General features: G+C 71.2%; 11 protein-coding genes. 4 read left to right on the forward strand and 7 right to left on the reverse strand.

All coding sequences use genetic code 11. The features are described 5' to 3' along the window. The first annotated feature begins 113 nt into the window (after positions 1-113). Positions 114-1,754, forward strand: a complete 1,641-nt coding sequence (gene pgm / locus OG707_RS01380; RefSeq protein WP_329113404.1) for a phosphoglucomutase (alpha-D-glucose-1,6-bisphosphate-dependent) — start codon at positions 114-116, stop codon at positions 1,752-1,754. Between the two features lie 25 nt (positions 1,755-1,779). Here the strand turns inward: pgm and OG707_RS01385 are convergent, their stop codons facing one another. Next, the gene (locus OG707_RS01385; RefSeq protein WP_329113406.1) at positions 1,780-2,820 is read right to left on the reverse strand and encodes a LysR family transcriptional regulator; all 1,041 of its coding nucleotides are present in this window, start codon (positions 2,818-2,820) and stop codon (positions 1,780-1,782) included. Positions 2,821-2,893: 73 nt separating this feature from the next. Between OG707_RS01385 and OG707_RS01390 the strand changes: the two genes are divergently transcribed. After that, the gene (locus OG707_RS01390; protein ID WP_329113408.1) at positions 2,894-6,391 is read left to right on the forward strand and encodes a M28 family peptidase; all 3,498 of its coding nucleotides are present in this window, start codon (positions 2,894-2,896) and stop codon (positions 6,389-6,391) included. 207 nt (positions 6,392-6,598) lie between these two features. After that, positions 6,599-6,943 (forward strand): STAS domain-containing protein, encoded by a 345-nt coding sequence (locus tag OG707_RS01395; protein ID WP_329113411.1) that lies wholly within the window; start codon positions 6,599-6,601, stop codon positions 6,941-6,943. On the opposite strand, the gene OG707_RS01400 is transcribed toward OG707_RS01395, so the two are convergent. From OG707_RS01400 to OG707_RS01410, 3 genes are all read right to left on the reverse strand, one after another. Continuing rightward, entirely contained in the window at positions 6,944-8,632 is a 1,689-nt protein-coding gene (locus tag OG707_RS01400) for a hybrid sensor histidine kinase/response regulator (RefSeq protein ID WP_329113413.1), read from the reverse strand. It abuts the gene before it with no gap. Positions 8,633-8,642: 10 nt separating this feature from the next. Next, a complete protein-coding gene (locus OG707_RS01405; RefSeq protein ID WP_329113415.1) occupies positions 8,643-9,368 on the reverse strand; it encodes a response regulator transcription factor in 726 nt (241 codons plus the stop codon). Between the two features lie 96 nt (positions 9,369-9,464). Further along, entirely contained in the window at positions 9,465-10,292 is an 828-nt protein-coding gene (locus OG707_RS01410; RefSeq protein WP_329113417.1) for an alpha/beta fold hydrolase, read from the reverse strand. 76 nt (positions 10,293-10,368) lie between these two features. Here OG707_RS01410 and OG707_RS01415 point away from each other — a divergent pair, with 76 nt between their 5' ends. Next, positions 10,369-10,974 carry a sigma-70 family RNA polymerase sigma factor gene (locus OG707_RS01415; RefSeq protein ID WP_329113419.1) on the forward strand — a complete coding sequence of 202 codons (606 nt, stop codon included), beginning with the start codon at positions 10,369-10,371 and terminating at the stop codon, positions 10,972-10,974. Here OG707_RS01415 and OG707_RS01420 read toward each other — a convergent pair. The 3 genes from OG707_RS01420 to OG707_RS01430 are packed head-to-tail and all read right to left on the reverse strand — an operon-like array spanning position 10,958 to position 14,031. Beyond that, positions 10,958-11,506, reverse strand: coding sequence for an FABP family protein (locus tag OG707_RS01420; protein ID WP_329113421.1), 549 nt, complete (start codon positions 11,504-11,506; stop codon positions 10,958-10,960). The two genes, OG707_RS01415 and OG707_RS01420, sit on opposite strands and share 17 nt — an antisense overlap. Positions 11,507-11,563: 57 nt before the next feature. Next, a complete protein-coding gene (locus tag OG707_RS01425; protein ID WP_329113423.1) occupies positions 11,564-12,808 on the reverse strand; it encodes a vWA domain-containing protein in 1,245 nt (414 codons plus the stop codon). Then, entirely contained in the window at positions 12,805-14,031 is a 1,227-nt protein-coding gene (locus tag OG707_RS01430) for an AAA family ATPase (RefSeq protein ID WP_329113425.1), read from the reverse strand. Before OG707_RS01430 ends, OG707_RS01425 begins: the two co-directional genes overlap by 4 nt. Positions 14,032-14,062: the final 31 nt, after the last annotated feature.

Here is a 14,062-nt window from a genome sequence, read left to right on the forward strand (position 1 = left end):
GGGCCGTACCCGCCGGGTGCGGCCCCACCGGCGGACGGTGCGGCACTCTCCCCCTCGGGCGGCACAGATAATGGTCGGGCCGACCGTGACACACAATCTGGAGGAGTGGGCAGATGCCGCACGAACGAGCGGGACAGCCCGCGGGTCCCGGGGATCTCATCGACGTGGCCCGACTGGTGACCGCGTACTACGCGCTGCGCCCGGACCCTTCCGTGCCGGACCAGCGCGTCGCCTTCGGGACGTCGGGGCACCGCGGCTCGGCGCTGAACACCGCGTTCAACGACGACCACATCGCCGCGACCAGCCAGGCCATCTGCGAGTACCGGGCCCGTCAGGGCACCGACGGGCCCCTCTTCCTGGGGGCCGACACCCATGCGCTGTCGGAGCCGGCCCGGGTGACGGCGATCGAGGTGTTCGCCGCCAACGACGTGACGCTGCTCATCGACAGCGCGGACGGGTACACGCCGACCCCGGTGGTGTCGCACGCGATCCTCGCGCACAACCGCGGCCGCACCTCCGCGCTCGCCGACGGTGTTGTCGTGACCCCGTCGCACAATCCGCCCGCCGACGGCGGCTTCAAGTACAACCCGCCCAGCGGCGGCCCCGCGGGGTCGGACGCGACGGGGTGGATCCAGGACCGGGCGAACGAGATCATCGCGAGCGGCCTCAAGGACGTCCGCCGCATCCCGTACGCCCGCGCGCTCGCCGCACCGACGACCGGCCGCCACGACTTCCTGAGCGCGTACGTCGCCGATCTGCCCTCGGTCCTCGACCTGGACGCCGTCCGGGACGCGGGTGTGCGGATCGGCGCCGATCCGCTGGGCGGTGCGTCGGTGGCGTACTGGGGCAGGATCGCCGAGCAGCACCGCCTGGACCTGACCGTGGTCAATCCCCTCGCGGATCCGACCTGGCGGTTCATGACGCTGGACTGGGACGGCAAGATCCGCATGGACTGCTCGTCGCCGTACGCGATGGCCTCGCTCATCGAGCAGCGCGACCGCTTCCAGATCGCCACCGGCAACGACGCGGACGCCGACCGGCACGGCATCGTCACCCCCGACGGTGGGCTGATGAACCCCAACCACTACCTCGCGGTCGCCATCCAGTACCTGTACGGGCACCGCGACCGTTGGCCGGCCGCGGCGGGCATCGGCAAGACCCTGGTCTCCTCCTCGATGATCGACCGGGTGGCCTCGGACCTGGGCCGCAGGCTCGTCGAAGTACCCGTCGGCTTCAAGTGGTTCGTGGACGGCCTGTCCGACGGTTCGCTGGGCTTCGGCGGCGAGGAGTCCGCCGGGGCGTCGTTCCTGCGCCGCGACGGATCGGTGTGGACCACCGACAAGGACGGCATCCTCCTCGCCCTGCTCGCCTCGGAGATCCTCGCCGTCACCGGCAGTTCGCCCTCGCAGCACTACGCGGAGCTCACCGGGCGCTTCGGCGCACCGGCGTACGCGCGCATTGACGCACCCGCCAGCCGCGAGGAGAAGGCGGTGCTCGCGCGGCTCTCCCCGCAGCAGGTCACCGCGGACACCCTGGCCGGGGAGCCGGTGACCTCCGTGCTCACCGAGGCGCCCGGCAACGGCGCGGCCGTCGGCGGCATCAAGGTCACGACGGAGAGCGCCTGGTTCGCGGCCCGCCCCTCCGGCACCGAGGACGTGTACAAGATCTACGGGGAGTCCTTCCAGGGCGCCGACCACCTGGCCCGCGTCCAGGAAGAGGCCAAGGCCGTGGTCTCCGCCGCCCTCTCCGCCTGACGTACTGCCCGGGCCGTACCCCGCCTCACACCGGCGCGGAGACGGGGTGCAGCTCCGGGTGGGCGTCCCACCAGACGCGGTGGAACGCGTTGTTGTCGACGTTGGCCAGATAGGCGCGTGCCGCGGCCCGGTAGAGCAGTTCCGCCTGCCGGGCCGAGACCGCCGAACGGTTCCACGCCAGCCGGATCCGGCCGGTGATCGGGGATCCGACGAGGGGCCGTACGACCGTGCCCTCGGCCCCCTGGGCGGTGGGCTGGGTCAGCCCGACCGCGCGGCCTCTCGCGATCAGGCCGTAGTACATCTTGCGGTCCGTGATCCGGTAGCGGAGCGAAGGGACGAACCCCGCCTTCGCGCAGGCCTCGACGAGCGCCTCGGGTCCCCCGTCGTCGTCCTCCACCAGCGTCATCCACAACTCCCCTGCCAGGTCGGCGAGTTCGATGGCGGCGCGGTCCGCGAGGGCGTGCCGCGCCGACATCCGTACGGCGAACGGCTCCATGGGGATGAGGGTCCTGGCCGTCGCCCCTTCGGGCAGGGCCACCTCGTGGTCGTTCACCTCGCCGTACACGATCGCGTCGTAGCGACCGGCTCCGAGCATCCGTGCCAGCGCGGTCACCGAGTGCTGGAGATCGACCGTGATCTCCTCGGTCATCGTCAGGTCGGTCTGCTCCAGGAGGCCGTCGAGCAGGACGAGCATGATGCAGCCGAGCCGCAGGGGCGCACCGGCCGTCATGGCGCGGGCCTCCGAGCCCAGCGCGTCCATCTCACTGAGCACCCGGCGCGCCCTGTCGAGGACGAACTGGCCCAGCGCGGTGGGCTCCATCCCGTGCTGCGTACGGACGAAGAGATCGCCGCCGGTGGCGCGTTCGATGCGGCGCAGCTGCGCCGAGAGCGCGGGCTGGGACACGCCGAGCCGCCGTGCCGCACGCCCCAGACTGCCTGCTTCGGCTATCCGGCAGACCGCCTGTAGATGCCTCAACTCCAGCTGCATCTTCCGCAGCGTACGCAGCCGTTCACCGGCGCACCATAACTCCCGCCCTATGCCCGCCGAGATGCCCCGTATTGCCATGTCCACGCCCATACTCGGCCCGACGAACCACCCCCCACCACGATCGGAGTGGACCTTGCACCCCATAAGATCGATGGCCGCCGTGGCAGCCCTCGCGCTGACCGCGAGCCTGGCCGGCACCGCTGCCGGCCAGGCATCGGCCGCACAGCAGCCGCAGAACCGCACCGCCGCCGAACAGCCGGCCACCCCGCTCTCGCGGGCCGTCGCCGCGGCCGACCAGGCCGTACGCAGCGGACTCGACACGCTGGTCAACTCCTCGCAGGAGCAGTACGAACGGCACCAGGTCACCCCCTGGCTGAAGGGGCTCTACTCGGTCGCGTACGAGCGGAGCTACCGCGGTCTGCCGGTCGTCGGCGGCGACGCTGTCGTCCTCGCGGACGGCGACGGAGACGTACGCGCCCTCCAGTCCGCCTCGTCGCGGCGCATCGACGTCGCGACCGAGCCCTCGGTCACCGCGAAGCGGGCCGAGAACGTCTCACGGGCGAAGCTGAAGGCGGTCGACAAGGTCGTGAGCAGCCGGCTCGTCGTCCGGCTCAGGGACGACCGGCAGAACCTGGCGTGGGAGACCGTGCTCTCGGGACGGACGAGCACCGCGCCCAGCAAGCTGCACGTCTTCGTCGACGCGCGCACCGGCAAGGTGATCGACAGCTACGACGAGGTCGCGGCGGGCAGCGGCACCAGCAAGTGGAACGGCCCCAACCCGCTCACCATCGACACCACCAACTCCGGTGGTACGTACAGCCTCCGCGACCCCAGCAGGACCGGTCTGAGCTGCGCCGACTACAGCACCGGATCCGTCCTCTCGAAGTCCACGGACTCCTGGGGCACGGGCAACCCGACGTCCAGGGAGACCGGCTGCGTCGACCTGATGTTCGCCGCGCAGAAGCAGTGGGACATGCTCGGCAGCTGGCTCGGCCGCAACGGCGTCAACGGCAACGGGCGCAGCTTCCCCGGCAAGGTCGGACTGAGCGACCTCAACGCGTACTGGGACGGCAGCTCGGTCACCATCGGGCACAACAGCGCCAACGAGTGGATCGCGGGCGTCGACGTGGTGGCCCACGAGTACGGGCACGCCATCGACTCCAACACGCCCGGCGGCACCAGCGGGCAGGAGTCGGGGCTGGGTGAGGGCACCGGGGACATCTTCGGCGCGCTGACCGAGGCGTACATCAACGAGCCCTCGCCGTACGACACTCCGGACTACACGGTCGGCGAGAAGATCAACCTCCAGGGCCAGGGCCCGATCCGCAACATGTACAACCCGCCTGCCGTCAACAACGACCCGGCCTGCTACAGCTCCTCCATCCCCAACACCGAGGTGCACGCGGCGGCAGGCCCGCTCAACCACTGGTTCTATCTGCTGGCCGAGGGCACGAACCCGGGCGGCGGAAAGCCGAACAGCAGCACCTGCAACCAGACCACCCTGACGGGTGCCGGGGTCCAGACCGCCGGGAAGATCTTCTACGGCGGGATGCTGCTCAAGACCAGCTCCATGTCGTACAAGAAGTACCGTACGGCGACGCTCAGTTCGGCGAAGTCGCTCGATGCCACCTGCGGTCTCTACACCAAGACCAAGGCGGCCTGGGACGCGATCAGCGTGCCCGCCCAGAGCGCCGACCCCACCTGTACGCCCAGCGGCCAGAACAGCGACTTCTCGCTGGCGCTGAGCCCGGCGTCGGGGACCGTCCAGCAGGGCGGTTCGGTCACCACGACGGTGTCCACCAACACCACCACGGGGACGGCCCAGTCGGTGACGCTCACCGCCACGGGTCTGCCGTCCGGGGTGACGGCGTCCTTCAACCCGGCCACCGTGCAGTCCGGTCAGTCCTCGGTGCTGACGCTCTCGGCGACCGCCAACGCGGCACCCGGCAGCTCGACCGTCACGGTGAAGGGCCAGGGCACCACGCTCTCGCACACCGTCGACTACGCGCTGAACGTCGGCTCCACCACGCCCGGCACCGACCCGCCGGACGTCAGCGTCTCCAACATCCAGGCGCACCTGACGCAGCTCAACACCATCGCCTCGCAGAACGGCGGCAACCGCCGTGCGGGCAGCGCCGGTTACACGCAGTCGGTGGCGTATGTGAAGGGCAAGCTGCAGGCCGCCGGTTACACCGTCACCGAGCAGCCCTGCACCAGTTGCACCTACCCGTCCAACAACCTGATCGCCGACTGGCCGGGCGGACCCGCCGACCAGACCGTCATGTTCGGCGCGCACCTCGACAGCGTCTCGGCCGGCCCCGGCATCAACGACAACGGCTCCGGTTCGGCGACGCTGCTGGAGAACGCCCTGGTACTGGCGCAGAAGAACCCGACCATGACCAAGCACGTGCGGTTCGCCTGGTGGACGGACGAGGAGCAGGGCCTCAACGGCTCGAAGTTCTACGTCAACCAGCTGTCCAGCACCCAGCGTTCGGCCATCAAGGGCTATTACAACTTCGACATGGTCGGCTCCACCAACGCCGGCTACTTCATCAACAACGTCAACTCCACCACGGCCGCACCCCTCAAGGCGTACTGGACATCGCTGAACCTCGCCCCCGAGGAGAACGTCGAGGGCCAGGGCCGCAGCGACGACGCCTCCTTCCAGTCGGCCGGAATCCCGACCTCCGGCTACGCGGCCGGGGCAGACGCCCGCAAGACGGCGGCGCAGGCCACCAAGTGGGGCGGCACCGCCAACGCCTCGTACGACTCCTGCTACCACAGCGCCTGCGACACCACGAACAACATCAGCGCCACGGTCCTGGACCGCAGCGCGGACGGTGTCGCGTACGCGGTGTGGAAGACGGCCGTCGGAGGCACGACGCCCGCGCAGGACTTCTCCGTGAGCACCAGCCCGTCCTCGGGCAGCGTCAACGCGGGTTCCAGCGTGACCAGTACGGTGAACACGGCAACGGTGAGCGGTGGAGCGCAGACCGTGTCCCTGTCGGTCTCCGGCGCACCCAGCGGCGTGACCGCGAGCCTCAGCCCGACGTCCGTACAGTCGGGGAACTCCTCGACGCTCACCGTGCAGGCGGGTGCGAGCGCGACGCCGGGCACGTACACCCTGACGGTCACCGGCTCCGGCACGGTCAGCCACAGCACCACGTACACGCTGACCGTCGGCGGGACGTCGACCTGCACGGCGCGCCAGCTGGTCGTCAACGGCGGCTTCGAGAGCGGCACTTCCCCGTGGTCGAGCACCTCGGGCGTGATCACCAACCAGGCCGGGGAGTCGCCGCGCAGCGGCGCCTACATGGCCTGGCTGAACGGCTGGGGCTCGCCGCGCACGGACAGCGTCTCGCAGTCGCTGACCCTGCCGTCCGGGTGCGCCTCCTACCGGCTCTCCTTCTACCAGCACATCGACACGGACGAGACGGAGAACGTCGCCTACGACACCTTCACCGTCTCGGTGGGCGGCCAGACGCTGGCGAGCTACTCCAACCTGGACGCCAACTCCGGCTACGTACAGAAGTCGTTCGACGTCTCGCGGTTCGCCGGGCAGACCGTCGTCCTGAAATTCAACGGAGTGGAGGACCAGGCACTGCAGAGCTCGTACGTCGTGGACGACGTCACCCTTCAGGTGAGCTGACGCCCCTCACCTGCCGCTCCGGACGATCCGGGACGGATCAGACACCAATGCGGCGTTGATGTCGCGGCCATGTGCCGCAGGTACAAAGAAGTGGTCCGGGATCCTCCCGGAACGCGCAAGGGGGGAACCGGTATGGACCCGGGCAACGGGAGTGCGCCGACGCCTGTCGCCCGGGTCCATGCGGGTGCCGGATCTCAGGATCCGGCTGTGCTGCGCGCCGAGGACGGCCTGACGATCGTCGAGTTCCACGGCGACATCGACCTCGCCGTGGAGACCCGGGTGCGCAGCCGGCTCGATGCCGCACTGGCCCGGCAGGCACCGGTCTTCGTCGTCGATCTGCGGCAGGTCACCTTTCTGGACAGCACCGGTCTGCGGCTGCTGTTCCGCGCCCGCCAGCGCGCCCTGAGCGTGGGCGTCTCCTACGCGGTGGTCTGCGCGGCCCCTTCGGTGCTCCGGGTGCTGCGCATCCACGACGCCCTGGACCTGCTGCGCCCGGCGCCGACTCTGGACGGGGCGCTCGCCCTGGTGGGGCGGCGGCGGAGCCGCTCGTGACTACCGCCCGCGCTCCCAGGCGGCCAGGAGCGCATCCAGGTCGGCGAGGGCGAGGGGCTTGCCCAAGTGGGCGTCGAATCCGGCTTCGTACGACTTGGCCTGGTCGGAGGGGCGGTTCAGCCCGGACACCGCGACGAGCCGGGCCGGGCAGCTCCGGGGAGCGGCCCTAAGGCTCCTGGCGACCTGTATCCCGTCGATGTCCGGCAGGCCCAGGTCGCACAGGACCAGATCGAAGGAGCTGTCCCCGGCGGAGGCGAGGGCGTCGCGTCCGGTGTGGACGGTGGTGACCCGGTGTCCGCGGCGGCGCAGCAGGGCGTCGTAGGCGGCCGCGAGCTCGCTGTTGTCCTCGACGAGCAGGACGCGCAGCCCCTGCGGGGGCCGGATCGCCTCTGCGCGCGGTTCGGGTGTCGGCGGTGCGGGAGCGGCGGACGCCAGCGGCAGCAGTGCGGTGAAGGTGGCCCCGGTGCCTGGCCCGTCACTGTGGGCGGTGACGGAGCCGCCGTGCAGATGGGCGATGGTGCGTACGACGGAGAGCCCCAGCCCGAGGCCCTCCGGGGTGGTGGGGCCCGCCTGCGCGACACGGGTGAAGGCGCCGAACAGCTCCTCGGCTCGGGCGGGTTCGAAGCCGATGCCCTGGTCGCGTACGGTCAGTCTGGCCCGCTCGCCGGCCCGCTCCACCGCGACGAAGGTGCTGCGGCCGGGCCCGGTGTACTTGTGGGCGTTGGTGAGCAGGTTGACCAGGAGCTGGGCGAGTCGCACGCCGTCACCGTCGACGTACACCGGCAGCTCGGGCAGTTTCACCTCGACGGTTCGCTGGGTGCGGGTGAAGGTGTGCTCCACGTCGTCGATGGCCATGCGGACCACGGTGCGCAGGTCGAGGGTCTCGCGTACGAGCTCGAGACGGCCGGTCAGGGCGCGTGCCGCGTCCAGCAGATCGTCGCTCATCCGGGCCAGAACGCCCAGTTGGCGGTCGAGGACCGACAGCGCGGGATGGCCGGCCGACAGGTCGAGGCCGAGCAGCTCGGCAGCGGCGCTCGCCGCAGCGAGGGGGTTGCGGAGCTCGTGCGACAGAGTGGCGATGAACCGGTCCTTCGCCTCCTGCTGGTGACGCAACTGCTCGGTGACGACGCCCAGTTCGGTGTTGGCCTGGCGCAGCTGGTCGTTGACTTCGCGGATCTCGCGGGCGCGGACGAACAGGTCGATCTCCATGCGCTCGGCGCGCATCTGGGCCTCGGCCCTGGCCCGTTCCTGTTCACGGCCCGCCCGCCGCTGATGGACGAAGTCGGTGACGTCCTCGACCCGGTGGACGATGTGCGCCACCTCCCCCTTGTCGTCGAGGACAGGGGCGTTGACGGGGCTCCAGTAGCGTTCGGTGAACGGGCCGCCGTCGGCGGAGGGGATGTCGTACCGCTGCAGGGACATGGTGTCGGTGCGGCCGGTGGCGACCACGGTCTCCAGGGAGCGCCGCAGGTTCGCCACTCCGTCCGCGGTCGGGTCGTCGGGGTTGTCGGGGAAGACGTCGAAGATCGACCGGCCCATGATCTCGGGCGCCTTGGTGGACGTCGCGGCGAGGTAGGCGTGGTTGACGGCGACGATGGTGAAGTCGGGGGCGAGGACGAGCAGCGGGGAGAGCACCGCGTCGAACAGCCGGTCGTAGGCGGGTGGTGCGGGACTCGGGTTGATCGTCAAGGCTGCCGTCTCAGGCGTCGAGGCGGTAGCCGAAGCCCCGCACGGTGATGATGGCCGGGCCCGGGCGGCCCGAGAGACCGGTCGTGAGGTGGCGTCGCAGCCGGTACACATGCTCGGTGACGGTGCTGGTGGCCAGCCAGGGAGTGGAGTCCCAGACCACCTTGAGGAGTTGGTCGGCGGAGAACACCCGGCCCGGCGCGCGGGCGAGAACCTCGAGGAGTGCGTACTCCTTGGGCCGCAGCGCGAGCGCGACGTCGCCGGTGCTGGCCTGGCAGGCCGCGGTGTCGATGCGCAGCAGCCCCAGTTCGATGACGTCGGAGACGCCCTCGGGACCGCTGCGCCGCAGTACGGCCCGGATACGTGCGGCCAGTTCACGCTGGGAGAACGGCTTGACCAGGTAGTCGTCGGCCCCGAGCTCCAGGCCGACGACCCGGTCGGCCTCCTCGCCCCACCCGGTCACGATGATCACCGGGATGCCGCTGGTCCGCCGCAGGGCGCGCAGCAGGTCGAGTCCGCTGCCGTCCGGCAGTCCGAGGTCCAGGACCAGCAGGTCCGTCGGATGTCCCAGGACGGCGGCGTGGCCTGTGCGGGCGTCGTGGGCCCAGGTCACCTGGAAGGCGTCGCGTTCCAGGAAGGCGCGACACATCGCCGCCAGATCCGCATCGTCCTCGATCAGCACGATGCGCGGACGGACGGCTGCGGGCAGTCCCGCAGCGCCGCTAGGCGAGGGCCGCACGGTTGATCCGGCGGCGAACGGACGTTGATGTCCCGACCATGTGCCAATGCTAGAGGGACAGTTGGCCCACCCTCAACCGAATGCGTACAGCCAGCCTCAGGCGAAGAACGCCGCGGTCGTCGCAACGAACCGCCGGGCGTCGTCGACCCAGGGGTAGTGCCCCGCACCCGGCTGCACCACGAGCGAGGCGTCGGGGAACAGGCCGGCGAACTCGGCCACGGCGCGTGGGGGGCTGTTCATGTCGAACTCCCCGGCGAGCAGCAGAACGCGGGCCGCACCGGCGGTCAGCTCCGCACGTGTGGCGGCCGGATCGAAGGCCCCTTCGGCACCGAAGTGAGCAACAGCGTCCTGGTTCTGCGGCCGGCCCGCGGCCAGGTTCTCCCGCGCGGCGGCGTCCCAACGGCCGCAGAAGAAGGGGTCGATGGCCTCCCAGTCGCTGCCCCTGCCCTCGGTGATGGCCTCCAGGGCCGCGTACGCCGCCGGGAACCACGGCTCGGCCTTACGGAGTTGCGCGAGTTCGCGCCGCATCTCTCCGGTGATGTCGATGCCGACGGCGCGCATTCCGGGGGTGACGAGGGCGAGCCTGCTGACCCTTTCGGGGTGGCGTGCCGCGTACTGCGTCGCGACATTCGCGCCGGCGGAGTGGCCGAGCAGCCGGATCGTGTCCAGGCCGAGGTGTACGCGCAGGGCCTCGATGTCGTCGACGAGGCGGTCGCACCGGTAGGTGGAGGTGTCGTCGGGGAGGGCGGACCGGCCGGTGCCGCGCAGATCCAGAACGATCAGCCGGTGATGCGCGGACAGTCCGCCGAGGTCACCGAGGTACGTGGAGTCCGCGGGGCCTCCGGGGACGCAGATGACGGGGTCGCCGTCCCCGGCCGTGCGGTAGGCGAGCCGGGTGCCGTCTGAGGCGGAGAAGGTGGGCATGCGCCGATGATGACAGTCATAACCGAGTTATACAACCCGGTTATGACTGTGTTCGATCACGGTGTATAACCGAGAGGTGGCAGGCGAAGAGAGCAGTGCAGGGAACCCCGGATCGCTGAGCGAGGCGCAGGCCGAGCGGATGCTCGCGCGGATGAACGAGGTCATCCGCGCCGGCGAGGAGATGCGGAAGCTCCGCACCGAGATGATCAAGGTCTTCACGGGCTTCGGCTGGACCCAGGAGAAGATCGCCAGGCTCACGGACATGAGCCAGCCCGCCGTCTCCAAGCAGGTGACGAAGTACCGGGCGGAGGATCCTGTGCCCCCGATGGAGTTCTCCCTCGACCAGCACGACACCCCCTGGCTCGAAGGACGGCTCTGGGCCCTCGCCGAGGAGATCTCCGAGACCCTGCAGGGCGCCGCCGCCTGCACCCGCTGCGTACAGGACCTCGCCCGGGGCAGGACGCGCTTCACGCCCCGGAACGTGGACGCACTGCGACGCCTCGTCGAGGACGATCTGAGGCAGCACCACAACCGGCTGGGCGGCGCTCACCGGTCCGCGTACGACACGATCAGCCGGGGCCTCGACGTCCCCGCGAAGACCCCTGCCGCCACCGCATCGGCCTCACTGCGCCGCACCCTCGCCCACCAGGTCCAGCGCGACAGCCTCAGGGGCGATTCCTGAGGACGAGTCGCGCCGAGAGATGGTGCTGCAGGGGCTGACCCACCGCCGCGAGATCGTGGGTGAAAGCGAGTGTGCCGTCATCGCTCAAGGAGTACCTGCGGCGGGTGCCGTTGACCTCCTTGGCCGTGGGCGTGACGGCAACCTCGTGCGTCGACAGATCGACAACGTCGGCCTCCGCCGTACCGACCAGGATCTCCGCGATGCCGGTGGGCTGGGTGACCAGCCCCTCCACCCGGCCGTCGGGCTGGAGCCGCCACCAGCCGCTCTCGCGCGCCGAGGGGCGCAGCGTCGCGCCGTCGGCGCCGAGCAGCCAGGCACGGGCCTCGTAGCGCAGGAAGGGACGCCCGTCGTGGGAGAAGGTGACCTCCTGCGCGTACGTGAAGTCCGCGTCGAGCGTGGGATATTCGCCGCGCCCCCGCCCGTGCCAGGTGCCGATGAGGCCGAGCACGGGGGCGAGCAGCGCGTGCGGCTGCGGCGCCCCGTCCCGTCGGTGGCTGTCGGGGTACGGGTTCTCCGGTACGGGGTCGAACACGGTGTGCGCTCCTGGGATCGGGGCCTGGGCCGGCTCGAAGCCTATGGCGCCGGGCGCCTACCCGATGTCCACCACCCGTGCCCACGCGGGCGGCGTGTCCGGTACGTAGTCGGGATCGCTCTCGATCCAGGATCCGGTCCCTCTCGGGAACAGGCCCACCACCGTCCGGCACGGCGGCCGGGTCTCCGGCCAGGGCGTCTGCCCGTCGGTCAGGACCACGACGACGTCCGGCGCGGGCCGCGCCTTCAGCGCCCTGGCGAAACCCGTGCGCAGATCCGTACCCCCTCCGCCCGTCAGCGGGATGCCTTCGCCCCGGCAGAGCGCGTGCACGAAGTCGGCGGTCGCGTCGCACGGCACCACGGAGACCAGGTCCCTGCGGCCGCCCACGGCACGGGAGATCGCGGCGACTTCGAGGAGCGCGCTGCCCAGTTCGGTGTCGCTGACCGACCCCGAGGTGTCGATGACGACGGTCACCTTGGGCGGTCTGCGCCGCAGGCTCGGCAGGACGACGCCTGGCACCCCGGCCGAGCGCCGTGACGGACGGCCGTAGGTGTAGTCCTCGCCCGCACCCGCACCGGAGACCGCCGAGCGGACCGCGGCCCCCAGCAGGTCCCGCCAGGGCTGCGGCGGATGGAACGCCTCCTCCGCCCACCGCTGCCACCCCTTCGGGGCGCTCCCCGGCCGGCCCCTGATGCCCTGAGCCACCCGGAACCGGACCGCGTCCCGTTCCTGCGCGGTGAGTCCGTGGGCGCCGTCGGGTCCCAGCTCCCACTCCCGGCCAAGGCCGTCGGCGCCGCTGCCGCAGTCCAGCCAGGCGAGCTCCGCCGTACGCGGCCCGAGCTTGAACTGCCGCAGGTACTCCTCCATCAGCTTCCCCTCGACCAGCCCCATGTCCCGCGCACGGACAGCACCTTGGGGCTCGGCGAGTCCGTCGCCGTACACGTCGTCGTTGATCTCGAAGTCCGCGGCGATGTTCATCCGCAGCCGCTCCCCCGGCCCGGTCAGCCCGCGTTCCCGCGCCACCCGGTCGCTGCGCCCGTGGTGGTCGCGCAGCAGGTGCGAGACCTCGTGCACCCACACCCCGGCCAGTTCCTCCACCGGTGTCCGGTCCACGAAGCCCGGTGAGACGTAGCACCGCCAGTGCCGGTCGACGGCCATCGTCGGTACGGACCGCGACGCCACGGTGTGCAGGGCGAACAGCGCCGTCGCCAGGTACGGACGGGCCCGGGCGGCGTGCAGCCGGGCGGCGTAGAGCTTGTCGAGGTCGAGCTCCCCCGGCGTGTCCGGGGTCCGGTGCGTCATCGGCCCGCCTTCGCGGCGACCGCGACGCGGGCCGCCGCATGGTCGGCGCGGCGGGACACCGAGACCGCTCCGGCGAGCCGCTCGATCGATTCCGGTACATCCCAGTCCTCGCGGCGCAGGGTGGCGAGCGTGGTCGCGGGTACGACCACCAGATCGGGTGCCCCTGTCTCCAACGCCCGGACCAGGAGCGCCCAGGCGGCGTCCCAGCGGGACTTCTCCGGGCGGCTGCGGACGGCGGCGACCACTCCGTCGAGCACGGCCTGGCGCAGGTCCCCGCGCTCGGGCAGGACGGCCCCTGCCGGGTCGGCGAGCAGGGTCTCGGGGTCGGGGAGGTCCATCCGGTCGAGGCTTGCGAGCAGTTCAAGCCCCGGGCCGTCGCCGACGGTGCCCCTGACCAGCAGCGAGAGCACGTCCCGCGAGGCGCCCGCGGCCGTGGCGAAGGCGATCAGACAGAGCGTCATGTCCCAGCTCCGCGGCGACGGCCAGGGACCGCCCCGGCGCGTTTCGCCGCTGGGCAGCCGGTGCACAAGTCCCGGGCGGGCGGAGAGGAGTCCGCAGACCGCGCGCCGCGCGAAGTCCACGGCGTCCGGCAGTGCCTCCGGGTCGAGCTGCGGGAGTGTGGCGCGGGGCCAGGTCCCGGCGAGGCCGCGTACGACGACTTCATGGTCGTGGGTCCACTGCAGATGCACGAACCGGTTGGCCAGCGGCGGGCTCAGCTCCCAGCCGTCGGCGGCCGACGACCGCGGGTTGGCGGCAGCCACGATCCGTACCCCGGGCGGCAGTTGAAGGGCGCCGATACGCCGCTCCAGTACGAGACGGAGCAGGGCGGCCTGGACGGCCGGGGGCGCGGTGGACAACTCGTCGAGGAACAGCAGCCCCCGTCCGGCCCGTACCAGCCGCACGGCCCAGTCCGGCGGCGCCATCGGGACACCGTGCTCCGCGGGATCGTCGCCCACGACGGGCAGCCCGGAGAAGTCGGACGGCTCGTGCACGCTGGCGATCACCGTGGTCAGAGGAAGGTTCAGGGACTCGGCGAGCTGGGTGAGGGCCGCGGTCTTGCCGATCCCCGGCTCGCCCCACAGCAGGACGGGCAGGTCGGCGGCGACGGCCAGGGTCAGGGCCTCCAGTTGTGTGTCGGGGCGCGGTTCGGTGGTGGTGTCGCGCAGCAGCGTCAACAGTTCGCCTGCGACGTCGAGTTGGGATGTCTGGGAGTACGTGGGCATCAGTGATCACCTGTGTGTTCGTGGTACGGAA

This window comes from Streptomyces sp. NBC_01465 (assembly GCF_036227325.1).
Lineage (GTDB): Bacteria > Actinomycetota > Actinomycetes > Streptomycetales > Streptomycetaceae > Streptomyces.